Here is a 13,778-nt window from a genome sequence, read left to right as displayed (position 1 = left end):
ACCAACAAGGTTTGCCCCGTGTGAAACTCGCGTGGCCTGTTCGCTGACTGGGTCTGGCGCGTCTTAGCCGTGATCGAGGCCTCTCAGGTAGGCGCAAAACATGTCGGCCATGGCGTTGGCGTAGACTTCAATCTCCTTGGGCGTTCGAGGCGTCTCCGAGAACTGCTTCCCCACCGTGCTAAGCGTCGTCATGACCAGGTCGCCGGCCAATTCGCGAGTCACTTGCGCGGCGTTTGGCAACGCCTCCTGCATGAAGAGCTGGATGGTGCGGTCTCCGGACGCCCTTGCCGTGTGCGCCTCGGGCGCGTCGCGGTAAAGCGGTGCGGCGTCGTCGAGCGCCACACGCACCGCGGCCTCGTCACACTCCGAGCGGAGGAAGGCGTGGACCAGGTCGCGCAGCCGTTCAAGTGGCGGTTTCCTGACGTCCTCGAGGATGTCGCGCAGCAAATCGGTCGTCTGCCGCCATTCGTCGCTCTGGAGCCGGAACAGGATCGCCGCCTTGTTCGGAAAATACTGATACAGCGATCCGACGCTGACGCCGGCCTTCTCGGCCACCCGTGCCGTGGTGAAGCGCTGCGCGCCTTCCCTCGCCAAAACCTGAACAGCAGCCTGCAAAATCGCAGCGACGAGCTCCGCCGAGCGGGCTTGCTTGGGCTGTTTTCGCGAGGAAATCCGGGAGCTTCGGTGATCGCTCATTGAGGGGCGCGCCAATGCGATTAGTGAACGCGAATGATTGGTCGTATTTTGAATGCCGCACAAGAACGCATTCCATTCCGACTGGAGACCGATATGACCACACTGACGACAACGCCGCTCGCGCCCCTGCTGGACCGCCTGTTCGAGGAAGCCGCTGCCGCAACGAGCCCTGCAGTGGCGGAACTCTCCGCCGAGGAGCGGATGCGCCTCGTTCGAAGCAAGACCGAATACCTCGATTTCTATGGGCGGCTAAGGGATCTCTGGCTTCCCGTTTCGCGAGAGACCGGCACGCTGCTCTACATGCTGGCACGAGGCAGCGGCGCACAGACGATCGTTGAATTTGGAACCTCGTTCGGCATCTCGACCCTGCACCTTGCCGCAGCCTTGCGGGACAATGGCGGCGGCCGCCTGATCACCAGCGAGTTCGAGCCATCCAAGGTCGCGCGCGCGAGGCGTAATCTGACAGCAGGCGGTCTCATCAACATGGTGGAAATCCGACAGGGAGACGCGCTGCAAACATTAAGCGTCGATCTTCCCGAAAGCGTCGACCTGCTTCTGCTCGACGGCGCCAAAGCGCTCTATCCCGAGATCTTGAGTCTGGTTGAAAGCCGCCTCAGGCCGGGCGCCTTCGTCATTGCCGACAACGCCGATCTTTGCCCCGAATACCTCGAGCGGGTGCGCTCGACCGGGAGTGGCTACATGTCCACGCCGTTCGGCGAGGATGTTGAACTGTCGATGCGGCTTGGCTGAAGCAGCGCCTGACCTGCCGGGACGATCGTGCCCAAGATGGGCGGCGGCGGACAAAACTTTGCCCGGCATCGCCCATCAATCGCCTCGCTCTTGCCTTCAAACAGCCGTCACGAACCTCCTATAGTGTGGTTCGTGGCGGGATTCAGAAAGAAGGAGGCGAAACGATATGCAGCACGAACGCGAAATCGACGCCCTGCTCTCATCTGGCGAGGCTGGATCGATCATCGACCGGCTGATGGCGCTGCCGCACCCGAAACAAGGTGCGCTGAGTGCAAACGAATGGGATCGCGCGGTCGCCAGCCGCTTCGAGACCCATCTTGCGAGACAGATGCGCTCGCAGATCGACGGCAGCAGCGACCGCCAGGACGCTGCCTGATCTACCTTTGTCTATGCATGTCGTTATCCCAAAACCGCTCCGCACTTTTGGGCGACATGCATTATCCCCGACGCAGCCTGACCGGCGCTTCGCCGAACGCTCTTGAAAACGCTCTGGAAAATGCCGCGGCGGACGAAAACCCCGTTCGCCCGGCAATGTCCGCCATGGCGATGCGCGTGTCGACCACCAGCCGGCGCGCGGCGCCGAGGCGCAGCCTGAGGTAATAAGCGCCGGGCGTTTCGCCGATCGACTTGCGAAAGATGCTTTCCAGCGTCCGTGCCGTCACCCCGGCGCGCTTTGCCACGGCGGCGATAGTCAGCGGCTGGTCGACATGCGCTTCCATCAGCCGAATGGCTTGCGCCAGCCTGGGATCGTAGCCGTCGAGACGGCCGAGCGAGACCAGCGGTTGCGCGTCCGTCGCGGCGCGCGCCTGGTCGTAGATGAAGACGCTCGCGACATCTAGCGCCACGGCCATGCCGAGCCGCGTGCGGATCAGATGCAGCATCAGGTCGAAGGTCGGCGAGGCGCCGCCGGTGGTGAACACCGGGCCATCGATGACGTAGCGGTCGGGGCGCACGTCGACGCCGGGAAAGGCCGACGAGAAATCCTCCATGTCCTCCCAGTGGGTGGTGGCGCTGCGCCCCTCCAGCAGACCCGCTCGGGCAACCAGCCAGGTGCCGGCCTCGACGCCGCCGCAGGCGCGTGCCGCGCGCGCCGCCCGGCGCAGTCCGGACAGCAGGGCCGATGTGGCGTAGTTCTGCGTGCCGAAGCCGGCGACGACGACCAGCATATCGGTTGTGTCAGCCGCATCGAAGCGGCCGCTGACCGCCACCGGCAGGCCGCATGTGGTGACCGGCGCCTCGCCTGTCACCGAGACCAGCCTGAAATCGAACAGCGTCTCACCGGCAATGCGGTTGGCGGCGCGCAACGGATCGACGGCCGACGCGACGCACATGATCGACGAGCCGGAGAATACCAGCAGCGTCACCTTGAGCGGCAAACGCTCGGCCCGAAAGATCGTCGGTTTTTCGTTTTTGGTCACACGATCTTCGTAAAACGCAAAACAGTTTCCGGCAAGTCAGGCATTCTTGCCCTACGTTCTATTGGGAGAGAGTCCGATGCCGTTAGCGATGAACCGTGAGGTTTTCATTACCTGTGCCGTGACCGGGTCCGGCGGTTCGCAGGACCGCAGCCCGCATGTGCCGCGCTCGCCCAGAGAGATCGCCGATTCGGCCATCGAGGCGGCAAAGGCAGGTGCTGCAATCGTGCACTGCCATGTGCGCGATCCCGAGACCGGCAAGCCTAGGCGCGACGTGCATCTCTATCGCGAAGTAACCGAGCGCATCCGCGCGGCAGACGTCGACGTGGTGCTGAACCTGACCGCCGGCATGGGGGGTGACATGGTATTCGGCCCGCCGGAGAAGCCGCTGCCGCTGAACGAAAAAGGCACGGACATGGGCGGCGCGAGCAACCGCATGGAACATGTGCGCCAGTGCCTGCCGGAAATCTGCACGCTCGATTGCGGCACCATGAATTTCGCCGAGGCCGATTATGTCATGACCAATACGCCCGGCATGCTGCGTGCCATAGGCGGCATGATGACGGCGCTCGGTGTCAAGCCGGAGATCGAGGCCTTCGACACCGGGCATCTGTGGTTCGCCAAGCAATTGGTCGAGGAAGAAGTGCTGAAGCCGGACGCGCTGGTGCAATTGTGCATGGGCGTGCCGTGGGGCGCGCCGGACGACCTCAACACCTTCATGGCCATGGTCAACAATGTACCGTCGACCTGGAACTGGTCGGCCTTTGCCATTGGCCGCAACCAGATGGCCTATGTCGCGGCCGCGGTGCTGGCCGGCGGCAATGTCCGCGTCGGACTGGAGGATAATCTCTGGCTCGACAAGGGCGTGCTGGCGACCAATGCGCAGCTGGTCGAGCGGGCGGTCAGCATCGTGTCGAATATGGGCGCCAGGGTCATCGGCCCGGACGAAGTCCGCAAGAAGCTGAACCTGACGAAGCGCGCACCGCTTTGAAAAGCCGGTAGCCGGTTGGGAGGAGCCGCCGATGAAGACCGTGAAATTCACCGCCATGAAGGACGGCGACCGCGAGGACTATGCCTTCCTCACCGAGCACGAGATCGACTATGCGGCAAAGACCGGCGAGCGGCTGCTCGACGCGCTCGTCCAGCTTGATGCGGGCCCCTCGGGCTACAAGATCACCCGGCTCGGCCATTCGCTGCAAGCGGCAACACGGGCCTGGCGCGACGGCGCCGACACCGACTGGATTGCCTGCGCCTTGCTGCACGATATCGGCGACATCTACGCGCCCTATAACCACGACGAGTATGCGGCGTCGATCCTGAAACCCTTCGTTCGCGAGCAATGCACCTGGGTGGTGGAGAAGGACGGCGATTTCCAGCGCCTCTATTACGCCCACCACCTCGGCGGCAATCCGCACGCCCGCGACCGTTTCGCCGGGCACATCTACTTCGACGATTGCGATGAGTTTTGCGAACGCTGGGATCAGTCGAGCTTCGATCCCGACTACGAGACATTGCCGATCGATTTCTTCCGGCCCTTCGTGCTCGAAGTGTTCGCGCGCAAGGCCTATGACGCGTCCGTGATCCGTGCCGGCGAGCGCGTCGCCCTCACCGACCCCGCAACAGCCCGCACAAGAACCGGAGCTTCCGCATGAGCATCATCAACAAGGCGGCCGCCATCGGCGGCGGCGTCATCGGCGCCGGCTGGGTCGCGCGGCTGCTGCTCAACGGCATCGACGTGTCGATCTTCGATCCCGATCCCGAGGCGTCACGCAAGGTCGGCGAGGTGATGAAGGGAGCGCGACGCGCCTACAAGCAGATGCTGCCCGGCGGCCTGCCGAAGGAGGGCAAGCTTACCTTCGCCAAGACGATCGCCGAGGCGGTGGCCGACGCCGACTTCATCCAGGAAAGCGTGCCGGAGCGGCTCGACCTGAAGCACCGCGTGCTGGCCGAGATCGACCTTTATGCGCCGGCCAACGCCATTGTCGGATCCTCCACCTCCGGCATCAAACCGACCGACATGCAGGTGGCGATGAAGAAGCACCCGGAGCGGCTGGTCGTCGGCCATCCGTTCAACCCCGTCTATCTGCTGCCGCTGGTCGAAATCGTCGGCGGCGAACAGACCTTTCCCGAGGCGATCGAAGTCGCCAAGGAGATGTATGCCTCGATCGGCATGAAGCCGGTGGTGATCCGCAAGGAGATCGAAGCGTTCGTCGGCGACCGGCTGCTCGAAGCGGCCTGGCGCGAGGCGCTGTGGCTGGTCAAGGACGGCATCTGCACGGTCGAGGAGCTCGACGACATCATGCGCTACGGCTTCGGCCTGCGCTGGGCGCAGATGGGCATGTTCCAGGTCTATCGCGTCGCCGGCGGCGAGGCCGGCATGCGCCACTTCATGGCGCAGTTCGGCCCGTGCCTGAAATGGCCGTGGACCAAGCTGATGGACGTGCCGGAGTTCAACGATGAGCTGGTCGAGCTGATCGCCACGCAGTCGGACGACCAGGCGCACGGTCTGTCGATCCGCGAGCTCGAAAAGATCCGCGACGACAATCTGGTCGCCATCATGGAGGCACTGTCGAAGCAGAACAAAGGCAAAGGCTGGGGTGCCGGCGCCCTGCATAAGGACTACACCAGGCAGCTGGCCAAGCTCGCGGCCAAGAAGCCCACCGCCTCCAAGGCGGCCGAAAAGGCAAAGGCTGAAAAGCCGAAGAAAAGGAAGAAAGGCTGAGACCATGGATTTTGGTCTTTCGGAGGAGCAGAAGCTCATCGTCGAGACGACGCGGGCCTTCGTCGAGAACGAGCTTTACCCACATGAGCGCGAAGTGGAGCGTACCGGCGTGCTGCGCCGCGAGCTGATCGAGGAGATCAAGGCCAAGGCGATCGAAGCCGGCCTCTATGCCGCCAACATGCCGGCCGATGTCGGCGGCGCCGGGCTCGATACGGTGACCTGGCTGCTCTATGAAAAGGAACTCGGCCGCGCCAATTACGCGCTGCATTGGACCTGCGTGGCGCGGCCTTCGAACATCCTTCTCGCCGGCACGCCGGAGCAGCGCGAAAAATATCTGTTTCCCTGCATTCGCGGCGAGAAATGGGATTGCCTGGCAATGACCGAGCCGGGCGCCGGCTCCGATCTGCGCGGCATGAAGGCAACCGCCGTGCAAGACGGCGACGACTGGGTGCTGAACGGCACCAAGCATTTCATCAGCCATGCGGACCTCGCCGATTTCGCCATCGTCTTCATGGCCTCGGGTGAGGAAGGGTCTTCGCGTGGAAAACGCAAGAAGATCACCGCCTTCTTTGTCGATAAGGGCACCAAGGGTTTTACGGTGCGCGACGGCTACCGCAACGTCTCGCATCGCGGCTACACCAATGCCATCCTCGAATTCGACGATTGCCGGTTGCCGGCCAGTCAGGTTCTGGGCGAGGTCCACAAAGGCTTCGACGTCGCCAATTCGTGGCTTGGCGCAACGCGCCTGCAGGTCGGCGCCACCTGCCTCGGCCGCGCCGAGCGGGCGCTTGGCCACGCCGTCGAATACGCCGCGCAGCGCCAGCAGTTCGGCCAGCCGATCGGCAAGTTCCAGGGCGTGTCGTTCAAGCTCGCCGACATGGCGACCGAGCTGAAGGCCGCCGACCTGATGGTGTTCGAAGCCGGCTGGAAGTACGATCAGGGTACCGTCACCGACCAGGACATGGCCATGGCCAAACTGAAGGCCACCGAGATGCTCGCCTTTGTCGCCGACGAGGCGATCCAGATCCATGGCGGCATGGGGCTGATGGACGATTTGCCGCTCGAGCGCATCTGGCGCGACGCCCGCGTCGAGCGCATCTGGGAAGGCACCTCGGAAATCCAGCGCCACATCATCTCGCGGGCGCTGCTGCGCCCGTTCGGGGGCTGAACAGCGCAATGTTTGCATTCCTTCGCGCCCCCCTCTGTCCTATCGGACATCTCCCCCTCAAGGGGGGAGATCGGCCGCCATTCCTGATTTCGCCAGTTATTGCCGTTGCATGCCTGGGGCCGGCGGCCCAACTGCCAATCTCCCCCCTTGAGGGGGAGATGCCAAGTTTTGGCAAAGAGGGCAGGGCAGAGGAGGGTGTTCATGCACAAACTTGAGCGCCTTTTGCGCCCGCGGACAATCGCGGTCTTCGGTGGCGCGCAGGCTGCCGCCGTCGTCGCGCAATCGATCAAGATGGGCTTTGCCGGCGAGATCTGGCCGGTGCATCCGAGCAAGGCCGAGGTCGCCGGCCGCAAGGCCTATCGCTCGGTGGCCGAATTGCCCGGTGCGCCGGATGCCGCTTTCGTCGGCGTCAACCGGCACTTGACCATCGAAGTGGTCAAGGCACTGGCCGAGCGCGGCGCCGGCGGTGCGGTCTGCTTCGCCGCCGGCTTCCTCGAAACCGAGGCCTATGACGAGGACGGCGAGCGGCTGCAGGCCGAGCTGGTCGCGGCGGCGGGCCAAATGCCAATCATCGGGCCGAACTGCTACGGGCTCATCAACTATGCCGACGGCGCGCTTTTGTGGCCCGACCAGCATGGCGGCATCAGGCTGCCAGAAGGCGGTCGCGGCGTTGCCATCATCACCCAGTCGTCGAACATCGCCATCAATATGACGATGCAGAAGCGCGGCCTGCCGATCGCCTTTCTGATGACCGCCGGCAACCAGGCGCAGACCGGGCTTTCCGAAATGGCGCTCGGCCTGATCGAGGACGACCGTGTCACCGCGCTCGGCTTGCATATCGAGGCTTTCGATTCGGTAGCCGGCTTCGAAAGGCTGGCGGCACGGGCGCGCGAGCTGAAAAAGCCTGTCATCGCCATGAAGGTCGGCCGCTCCGAGCAGGCGCGGCAGGCGACCGTTTCCCATACCGCGTCGCTGGCCGGCTCGGACGCAGCGTCCGGCGCCTTCCTGAAGCGGCTCGGCATCGCCCGCATCGATTCGATCCCGGCCTTCATCGAGGCGCTCAAGCTGCTGCACGTCACCGGCCCCCTGCCCGGCTACCGGCTGTCGTCGATGAGCTGTTCGGGCGGCGAGGCGTCGGTGATGGCCGACAGCGCCGAAGGCCGCTGGGTGACGTTTCCGCCACTCACCCCCGAGCACCGCGCGCATGTCAAATCGACGCTCGGGCCGCTGGTCGCGGTGGCCAACCCGCTCGACTACCACACCTTCATCTGGAACAACGAGCCGGCGATGACCGCCACCTTCACCGCGATGGTGTCGGGCGGCTTCGACCTCAACATGCTGGTGCTCGATTTCCCGCGCCCCGACCGCTGCTCGGACACCGACTGGTGGGCGACGCTGCGCGCCTTCGAAGTGGCGCTGAAGACCAACAGCGCGCAAGGCGCGATCGTCTCCTCGCTGCCGGAGAACCTGCCCGAGGAATACACTGCCGGCCTGATGGCGCGGGGCATGGTGCCGCTGTTCGGCATCTCCGAAGCCATGGACGCCGCCCAGGCGGCGGCCTTCATCGGCTGGGCCTGGCGCGAGCCGCAGGCGCAGCCGATCGACACTTCGGCGTCCGGCGCGCCGGTCGGCGACCATGTCACGCCGGACGAGGCCGAGGCGAAGGCGCGGCTCATCGAGGCCGGGCTCCCCGTGCCGAAGGGCGAGCGCGCCGGCAACGCGGTCGAAGCTGTCATCTCCTCGATGGCGCTCGGCTTCCCGGTGGCGCTGAAGGCCCTTGGTGTCATCCACAAGTCCGAGCTCGACGCGGTCCGGCTCAATTTGAGGGATGCCGAATCCGTCAGCACCGCCGCCCACGATCTCGGCCCGCTCGGCACGGGCCTTTATGTCGAGCGCATGGTGCGCGACGGCGTCGCCGAGCTGCTCGTCGGCTTCACCCGCGACCCGATGTTCGGCGCGGTGATGACGCTCGGCACCGGCGGCGTGCTGGTCGAGCTGTTGCGCGACAGCGTCACGCTGATGCTGCCGGCGACCCGCGACGATATCGAGGCCGCTTTGCGCGGGCTGAAACTGTTCCCGCTGCTCGACGGCTATCGCGGTCGGCCGAAGGCCGATGTCGCAGCGGCAATCGATGCGATATCGGGCATTGCCGCTTTCGTGCAGCAAAACGCCGGCGAGATCGAGGAACTCGACATCAATCCGCTGATCGTCTGCACCGAAGGCAAGGGCGCCTGGATCGCCGATGCGCTGCTGGTGCTTGGAGACAAGAAGAATGTCTGAAATCATTTCGACCCGCCGCGAAGGCGCTGTCCTCGAAGTCACGCTCGACCGGCCCAAGGCCAATGCCATCGACCTGAAGACGTCGCGGCTGATGGGCGAGACTTTCAAGGCGTTTCGCGACGATCCCGACTTGCGCGTCGCCATCGTCAAGACCGCCGGTGACAAGTTCTTCTGCGCCGGCTGGGACCTGAAGGCCGCGGCCGGCGGCGACGCGGTCGACGGCGACTACGGCGTCGGCGGCTTCGGCGGGCTGCAGGAACTGCGCGATCTCAACAAGCCGGTGATCGCCTGCGTCAACGGCATGGCGGTCGGCGGCGGCTTCGAACTGGCGCTATCCTGCGACCTCATCTATGCATCGGATCACTCCTCCTTCGCGCTGCCCGAAATCCGCGCCGGCACGCTTGCCGATGCGGCGACGATCAAGCTGCCGAAGCGCATCCCCTACCATGTCGCCATGGACCTTCTGCTCACCGGCCGCTGGATGGATGTCGCCGAGGCGCATCGATGGGGCCTGGTCAACGAGGTGCTGCCCAAGGAAAGACTGGAGGACCGCGTCTGGGAGATCGCGCGGCTGCTCGCCAGCGGCCCGCCGCTGGTCTTCGCCGCGATCAAGGAGACGGCCCGGGTCGCAGAATCGCTGACTTTCCAGGACGCGATGAACCGGGTGACGCGCCGGCAACTGTCGACGGTTGACGCACTCTACGGCTCGGAGGACAATCTCGAGGGCTTTCGCGCCTTTGCCGAGAAGCGCGATCCGGTGTGGAAGGGGAAGTAGTGGTATTGCAGGAATGATGGCGCTCACCCCCTCTGTCCTGCCGGACATCTCCCCCTCAAGGGGGGAGATTGGATGTCATCATCGCTTTCGCCAATTGTCGACGCCGGAGAAAAGGCGGTTTCGCCGAAGCTGCCGATCTCCCCACTTGAGGGGAAGATGGCCGGCAGGCCAGAGGAGGGTGTTCAGGCGGATTCATTGCGATCCATTCAGCGCCCATGACCGACTACAAAACCCTCATCGACGCCGAGACCTGGGCCTTCATCGAGCGGACCAATTCTTATTATCCGCCCGATACGATCGACTACACCATCGCCGAGCAGCGCGAGATCTACAACCGGATGTGCCGCGAGTTCTTTGCCGGCTATCCCCAAGGCGTCACGGCGGAAACCACCGCCATTGCCACACCCTGGCACATTCCGATCCGCGTCTACCGCGCCCCGGCGCCGGAAGCTTCGGCGATGGTGCTTTATTTCCATGGCGGCGGTTTTATCCTCGGCGGGCTCGACAGCCACGACGACCTCTGCGCCGAGCTTTGCGGCCGCACCGGCTATGAAGTGGTTTCGGTCGACTACCGGCTGGCGCCTGAGCACCTTCATCCGGCCGCCTTCGACGACGCCATCAGCGCCTTCGAATGGGCGGCGGCGACTTACGAGCGTCCTGTCCTGCTCTGCGGCGACAGTGCCGGCGGCAATCTCGCCGCCGCTGTCAGTCACGCAACGCGCGGCCATGCGCGCAAGCCGATCGGCCAGATTCTGGTCTATCCCGGCCTTGGCGGCGACAGCTCCGCCGGTTCCTACGTCACCCACGCGGAGGCGCCGATGCTTACCGCGCGCGACCTCGTTTTCTACAGGGACATCAGGACCGGTGGCGACGATCGCACCGGCGATCTCACTCTGTGGCCGCTCGCCGACGCCGAGTTCGCCAATCTTCCGCCCACCGTCGTGATCACCGCTGAATGCGACCCGCTGTCGTCGGACGGCGAAGCCTATCGCGACCGCATCGTTGCCGCGGGCGGGCGGGCCTGGTGGCTCGAGGAGCCGGGGCTGGTGCATGGCTATTTGCGCGCCAGGCACACGGCCGGCCGCGCCCGCTCGAGCTTTACCCGGATTGTCGATGCGGTAGCGGTTTTGGGAAGGGGCGAGTGGATCTGGTGAGGGATGTCTTCCCGACCAGAACGGGCCTTTGTCGGCCGGTACAGCTCTATTTGCGGCGGCGTCGCCGGCCGGAAACCTGCTTCAGCCAAGGTCCTAAATGAAAGCCGCTCATCAGCAGGTACATCGGGACCATGCCGCCCAGCGGTGACGCCTCTTGCCCGGTCGAGCACATCATGTCCGGCGCGCCGCCGAGAAGCGTCAGCAGCGCCATGGTTGCGAAGGTCGGCGCGGCCGCAAAGGACAGCCAATCGGCTGCACTATGGCCGGCCGGGCTCGCATCGCCGGTGGATCCGCCTGCATGAATCTCGCTCATGTCCGTTGTCCTGCATAGCGAGCGGGATGCGGTCGAACCGTGCATCCCGCTCCTCCAATTGTCCTGGCCGCATTTGCGCGACGCCAAAGACGTTCTATTCAGTGCGGTTCCGGAACGCGGCCTCTCCGGCGTCCGACACCTCGACCCACTTTTTGTCGGGAACGGCTTCGGCGCCGTAATTGTCGTGCCAGTTCCACCACTTGTACGTCGGCGTCTGCGGATAGCCCTCGGGCGAATCCTCCCAAACCTCCTGGCGGCCGAGCGGCGACAGGTCGAGATAGCTCCATACGGTCCCCATCGCCTCGTCGCCGCGGTTGTTAATGAAGTAGGTACGGAACACGCGATCACCGTCGCGGATGAACACGTTGTGGCCGTGCCATTCGTCAACGCCGAAATCGGCATCGAAGCTGTCGGTGATGGTGTACCAGGGCATCTTCCAGTCCATCCGCGCCTTCAGCCGCGCAATGTCGGCCTGCGGTGCGCGCGAGGCGTAGGCAAGCGTGGTGTCGCGGGCGTTCAGATGGGCAAGATTGCCGACCTGGTCCGCCCCCAGCGAGCAGCCGCGGCAAGCGTGGTCGGGCCAGCCGAATACGCCGGGCTCGAAGAAGGCGCGGTAGACGATCAGCTGACGGCGGCCCTCGAACAGGTCGAGCAGGCTCACCTTTCCGTCGGGGCCCTCGAACGTATAGGTCTTCTCCACCGCCATCCACGGCATCCGCCGGCGCTCGGCGGCCAGTGCGTCGCGAGCCCGGGTCACAGTCTTCTCCTTCACGAGCAACTGCTGGCGCGCGGCCTCCCACGCGTCAGGCGAAACGACCGGTGGTGTCTTCATCGCGAGCCGCGTCGTCTGCTCGCCTGTGCCATTCTGATGTGCCGTCATTGTGCATCTCCCTTGCTGGTTTGTCGCCGCACCGGCGCGACGTGTTGGGTCGTGAGCCAGGATAGGGGCGATAGCGGATTGGCGAGAGTGACAAGTGTGACGCGATTCCGACGGGTCCGCTGATCACGGCCAATTTCGCCGCCCGCGACGCCCCTGCGCTCATTCGTGCCCGGACTGCTGAATGGGCCGAGCGCCGGCCAGATAGCGGTCATTGTCAAACGGCTCGGCGTGGTTGCTGTCCGGACTCCACAGCTGCCGGTGGGTTCGTGTGAGATCGCCGAGGTAGACATGCAGCGCACCCGATCGCGCACCGCCCGTATTCGCAACCGCATGCACGGTATTTGACGCCATGTGCACCACGGCAGGCGCTGCGATGTCCTGCCTTTCGGGAACATCGAGTTCGCTGCCGGCAACGGGATAGATGAAGTTCGTCTCGCTGCCCTTGTAGATGCCGATCAAGGCATCCATCAGGTGGTTGTGAGGCGGGTACTGCAGGCCGGGCGACAGAGTGATGTGATAGATCGTCAGGTTCGGACTCGCATGCAGAAGCACCTCGTCGTCGTCTTCTTCGTGAGCGAGTGTTCCCGATGCGTGAAAGCGGTTGGTGTAGTCGCCCAGGACCGTCCTTACCGCTTCGAGGGGACCTGGCCCCTTCGCGGCATTGACGATATCATCGGCAGCGGCGTAGAGAGGCGAGTTGGCGGGTAAAGGCATATCAGTTATCCTCCCTGAGATGCTCAGATTATCAATCTGAGATGCTCACGCTAGCGAATGCTGATGCCAGCGTCAACCGGACAGCCAGACGGACAGAATATGAAAACGACGAAGTTGACCGCCGAACCGGCAAGGCCGGCCACGGTCGAGGCGACAGCACTGTCAGCCGCCGACGTCCTTCGCAGGGAACAGGCATATGAGCAGCTGAGGAACGACATCATTGCCTGCGTGTTGCGCCCCGGCGAAGCGCTGACGGAGAAACAGATCGGTGATCGATACCAGATCAAAAAGGCGACCATCCGCGCGGCGCTGGCCCGACTGATGCAGGAAGGACTGGTCAGGAGCGAGCCGCGCCGCGGCTACGTCGTTGCTACGCTCAGCCTGCGGGATGTCAACGAGATCTTCGATGTCCGCAGCTTGATCGAGCCGGAAGTGTTCAGGGTGGCGGCATCGAACATGACCGAGCGCGGGCTCGAGGATGTCAGGCTGGCAGCGCAAAAAGTGCTGAAGCCGGAGACGCTACGCAGCCACGTTGCCTTTCTTGCGGCCGACCGTGCCTTTCGTCTGGCCCTTGCGGAGCTCTCGGGAAATTTACGACTGGCGCATCTCCTGGACCAGATACTCGACCAGTCGGCGCGGGTTCTCCACCTCGGCTTCAAGTCCCGCGACTTCACCCAGTTGATCATCGCCCAGCAAAAGGAGCTGGTCCTTGCCTGCGAGGCAGGCGAGGTTTCCGCCATCGTCAAACTTGCCCGTTCGCAGTGCCTGTCTCTCAAGAAGCAGGTGCTCGAGGCTTTGCTTGCCGGTTCCAAGCTTCAAGACGTCAATTTGCAGCCCTTCGCCTAGAGCGGTTCCGGTTCTCCTGGAACCGGTAACCCGCTCTAACCATCTGTTTTGCCGCATTTATGCGG

The 13,778-nt window shown here is 64.3% G+C and carries 15 protein-coding genes; 10 read left to right on the top strand and 5 right to left on the bottom strand.

The window, feature by feature from the left end:
* Positions 1–63 precede the first annotated feature (63 nt).
* A complete protein-coding gene (locus NKI25_RS03495) occupies positions 64–696 on the bottom strand; it encodes a TetR/AcrR family transcriptional regulator (RefSeq protein ID WP_352795601.1) in 633 nt (210 codons plus the stop codon).
* Positions 697–789: 93 nt separating this feature from the next.
* Between NKI25_RS03495 and NKI25_RS03490 the strand changes: the two genes are divergently transcribed.
* Positions 790–1,446 (top strand): O-methyltransferase, encoded by a 657-nt coding sequence (locus tag NKI25_RS03490; RefSeq protein WP_352998183.1) that lies wholly within the window; start codon positions 790–792, stop codon positions 1,444–1,446.
* Positions 1,447–1,612: 166 nt separating this feature from the next.
* On the top strand, positions 1,613–1,822 hold the full coding sequence (locus NKI25_RS03485) for a hypothetical protein (RefSeq protein WP_023680243.1): 210 nt from the start codon (positions 1,613–1,615) through the stop codon (positions 1,820–1,822).
* A 61-nt stretch (positions 1,823–1,883) separates the two neighbouring features.
* On the opposite strand, the gene NKI25_RS03480 is transcribed toward NKI25_RS03485, so the two are convergent.
* Entirely contained in the window at positions 1,884–2,864 is a 981-nt protein-coding gene (locus NKI25_RS03480; protein WP_352451614.1) for a GlxA family transcriptional regulator, read from the bottom strand.
* A gap of 76 nt (positions 2,865–2,940) precedes the next feature.
* Between NKI25_RS03480 and bcoG the strand changes: the two genes are divergently transcribed.
* The 7 genes from bcoG (at position 2,941) to NKI25_RS03445 (ending at position 10,960) form a co-directional block, all read left to right on the top strand.
* Positions 2,941–3,852 carry a 3-dehydrocarnitine:acetyl-CoA trimethylamine transferase BcoG gene (gene bcoG, locus NKI25_RS03475; RefSeq protein ID WP_352998182.1) on the top strand — a complete coding sequence of 304 codons (912 nt, stop codon included), beginning with the start codon at positions 2,941–2,943 and terminating at the stop codon, positions 3,850–3,852.
* A gap of 31 nt (positions 3,853–3,883) precedes the next feature.
* Positions 3,884–4,513, top strand: a complete 630-nt coding sequence (locus tag NKI25_RS03470) for an HD domain-containing protein (RefSeq protein ID WP_352998181.1) — start codon at positions 3,884–3,886, stop codon at positions 4,511–4,513.
* Positions 4,510–5,583 carry a carnitine 3-dehydrogenase gene (locus NKI25_RS03465; RefSeq protein WP_352620665.1) on the top strand — a complete coding sequence of 358 codons (1,074 nt, stop codon included), beginning with the start codon at positions 4,510–4,512 and terminating at the stop codon, positions 5,581–5,583. The genes NKI25_RS03470 and NKI25_RS03465 overlap by 4 nt, the downstream gene beginning before the upstream one ends.
* Before the next feature lie 4 nt (positions 5,584–5,587).
* Positions 5,588–6,751, top strand: a complete 1,164-nt coding sequence (locus NKI25_RS03460; RefSeq protein WP_352701691.1) for an acyl-CoA dehydrogenase family protein — start codon at positions 5,588–5,590, stop codon at positions 6,749–6,751.
* Between the two features lie 201 nt (positions 6,752–6,952).
* Complete coding sequence (locus NKI25_RS03455) at positions 6,953–9,031, top strand: acetate--CoA ligase family protein (RefSeq protein ID WP_352620661.1); 2,079 nt, start codon at positions 6,953–6,955, stop codon at positions 9,029–9,031.
* Positions 9,024–9,806 (top strand): carnitinyl-CoA dehydratase, encoded by a 783-nt coding sequence (locus NKI25_RS03450; RefSeq protein ID WP_352451620.1) that lies wholly within the window; start codon positions 9,024–9,026, stop codon positions 9,804–9,806. The genes NKI25_RS03455 and NKI25_RS03450 overlap by 8 nt, the downstream gene beginning before the upstream one ends.
* Positions 9,807–10,021: 215 nt before the next feature.
* Positions 10,022–10,960, top strand: a complete 939-nt coding sequence (locus NKI25_RS03445; RefSeq protein WP_352590827.1) for an alpha/beta hydrolase — start codon at positions 10,022–10,024, stop codon at positions 10,958–10,960.
* Between the two features lie 46 nt (positions 10,961–11,006).
* Here the strand turns inward: NKI25_RS03445 and NKI25_RS03440 are convergent, their stop codons facing one another.
* The 3 genes from NKI25_RS03440 to NKI25_RS03430 form a co-directional block, all read right to left on the bottom strand.
* A complete protein-coding gene (locus tag NKI25_RS03440; RefSeq protein WP_023677590.1) occupies positions 11,007–11,273 on the bottom strand; it encodes a hypothetical protein in 267 nt (88 codons plus the stop codon).
* A gap of 94 nt (positions 11,274–11,367) precedes the next feature.
* Positions 11,368–12,153: a DUF899 domain-containing protein gene (locus NKI25_RS03435; RefSeq protein WP_023677589.1), complete on the bottom strand. Its 786-nt coding sequence runs from the start codon at positions 12,151–12,153 to the stop codon at positions 11,368–11,370.
* A gap of 159 nt (positions 12,154–12,312) precedes the next feature.
* On the bottom strand, positions 12,313–12,867 hold the full coding sequence (locus NKI25_RS03430) for an autotransporter (RefSeq protein ID WP_352701696.1): 555 nt from the start codon (positions 12,865–12,867) through the stop codon (positions 12,313–12,315).
* Positions 12,868–12,966: 99 nt separating this feature from the next.
* Between NKI25_RS03430 and NKI25_RS03425 the strand changes: the two genes are divergently transcribed.
* Positions 12,967–13,713, top strand: coding sequence for a GntR family transcriptional regulator (locus tag NKI25_RS03425; RefSeq protein WP_023677587.1), 747 nt, complete (start codon positions 12,967–12,969; stop codon positions 13,711–13,713).
* Positions 13,714–13,778 lie beyond the last annotated feature (65 nt).

The sequence above is a fragment of the Mesorhizobium sp. M0808 genome, from assembly GCF_040320025.1.
GTDB lineage: Bacteria > Pseudomonadota > Alphaproteobacteria > Rhizobiales > Rhizobiaceae > Mesorhizobium.
Note: the sequence above shows the minus strand (reverse complement) of the source record. Positions and strands in the feature narration are given on the sequence as shown.

What these genes read in the sequence shown, in the direction of transcription:
- NKI25_RS03495 (WP_352795601.1), bottom strand. Translation starts at nt 696, where the DNA reads ATGAGCGATCACCGAAGCTCCCGGATTTCCTCGCGAAAACAGCCCAAG.
- NKI25_RS03490 (WP_352998183.1), top strand. Translation starts at nt 790, where the DNA reads ATGACCACACTGACGACAACGCCGCTCGCGCCCCTGCTGGACCGCCTG.
- NKI25_RS03485 (WP_023680243.1), top strand. Translation starts at nt 1,613, where the DNA reads ATGCAGCACGAACGCGAAATCGACGCCCTGCTCTCATCTGGCGAGGCT.
- bcoG (WP_352998182.1), top strand. Translation starts at nt 2,941, where the DNA reads ATGCCGTTAGCGATGAACCGTGAGGTTTTCATTACCTGTGCCGTGACC.
- NKI25_RS03470 (WP_352998181.1), top strand. Translation starts at nt 3,884, where the DNA reads ATGAAGACCGTGAAATTCACCGCCATGAAGGACGGCGACCGCGAGGAC.
- NKI25_RS03465 (WP_352620665.1), top strand. Translation starts at nt 4,510, where the DNA reads ATGAGCATCATCAACAAGGCGGCCGCCATCGGCGGCGGCGTCATCGGC.
- NKI25_RS03460 (WP_352701691.1), top strand. Translation starts at nt 5,588, where the DNA reads ATGGATTTTGGTCTTTCGGAGGAGCAGAAGCTCATCGTCGAGACGACG.
- NKI25_RS03455 (WP_352620661.1), top strand. Translation starts at nt 6,953, where the DNA reads ATGCACAAACTTGAGCGCCTTTTGCGCCCGCGGACAATCGCGGTCTTC.
- NKI25_RS03450 (WP_352451620.1), top strand. Translation starts at nt 9,024, where the DNA reads ATGTCTGAAATCATTTCGACCCGCCGCGAAGGCGCTGTCCTCGAAGTC.
- NKI25_RS03445 (WP_352590827.1), top strand. Translation starts at nt 10,022, where the DNA reads ATGACCGACTACAAAACCCTCATCGACGCCGAGACCTGGGCCTTCATC.
- NKI25_RS03440 (WP_023677590.1), bottom strand. Translation starts at nt 11,273, where the DNA reads ATGAGCGAGATTCATGCAGGCGGATCCACCGGCGATGCGAGCCCGGCC.
- NKI25_RS03435 (WP_023677589.1), bottom strand. Translation starts at nt 12,153, where the DNA reads ATGACGGCACATCAGAATGGCACAGGCGAGCAGACGACGCGGCTCGCG.
- NKI25_RS03430 (WP_352701696.1), bottom strand. Translation starts at nt 12,867, where the DNA reads ATGCCTTTACCCGCCAACTCGCCTCTCTACGCCGCTGCCGATGATATC.
- NKI25_RS03425 (WP_023677587.1), top strand. Translation starts at nt 12,967, where the DNA reads ATGAAAACGACGAAGTTGACCGCCGAACCGGCAAGGCCGGCCACGGTC.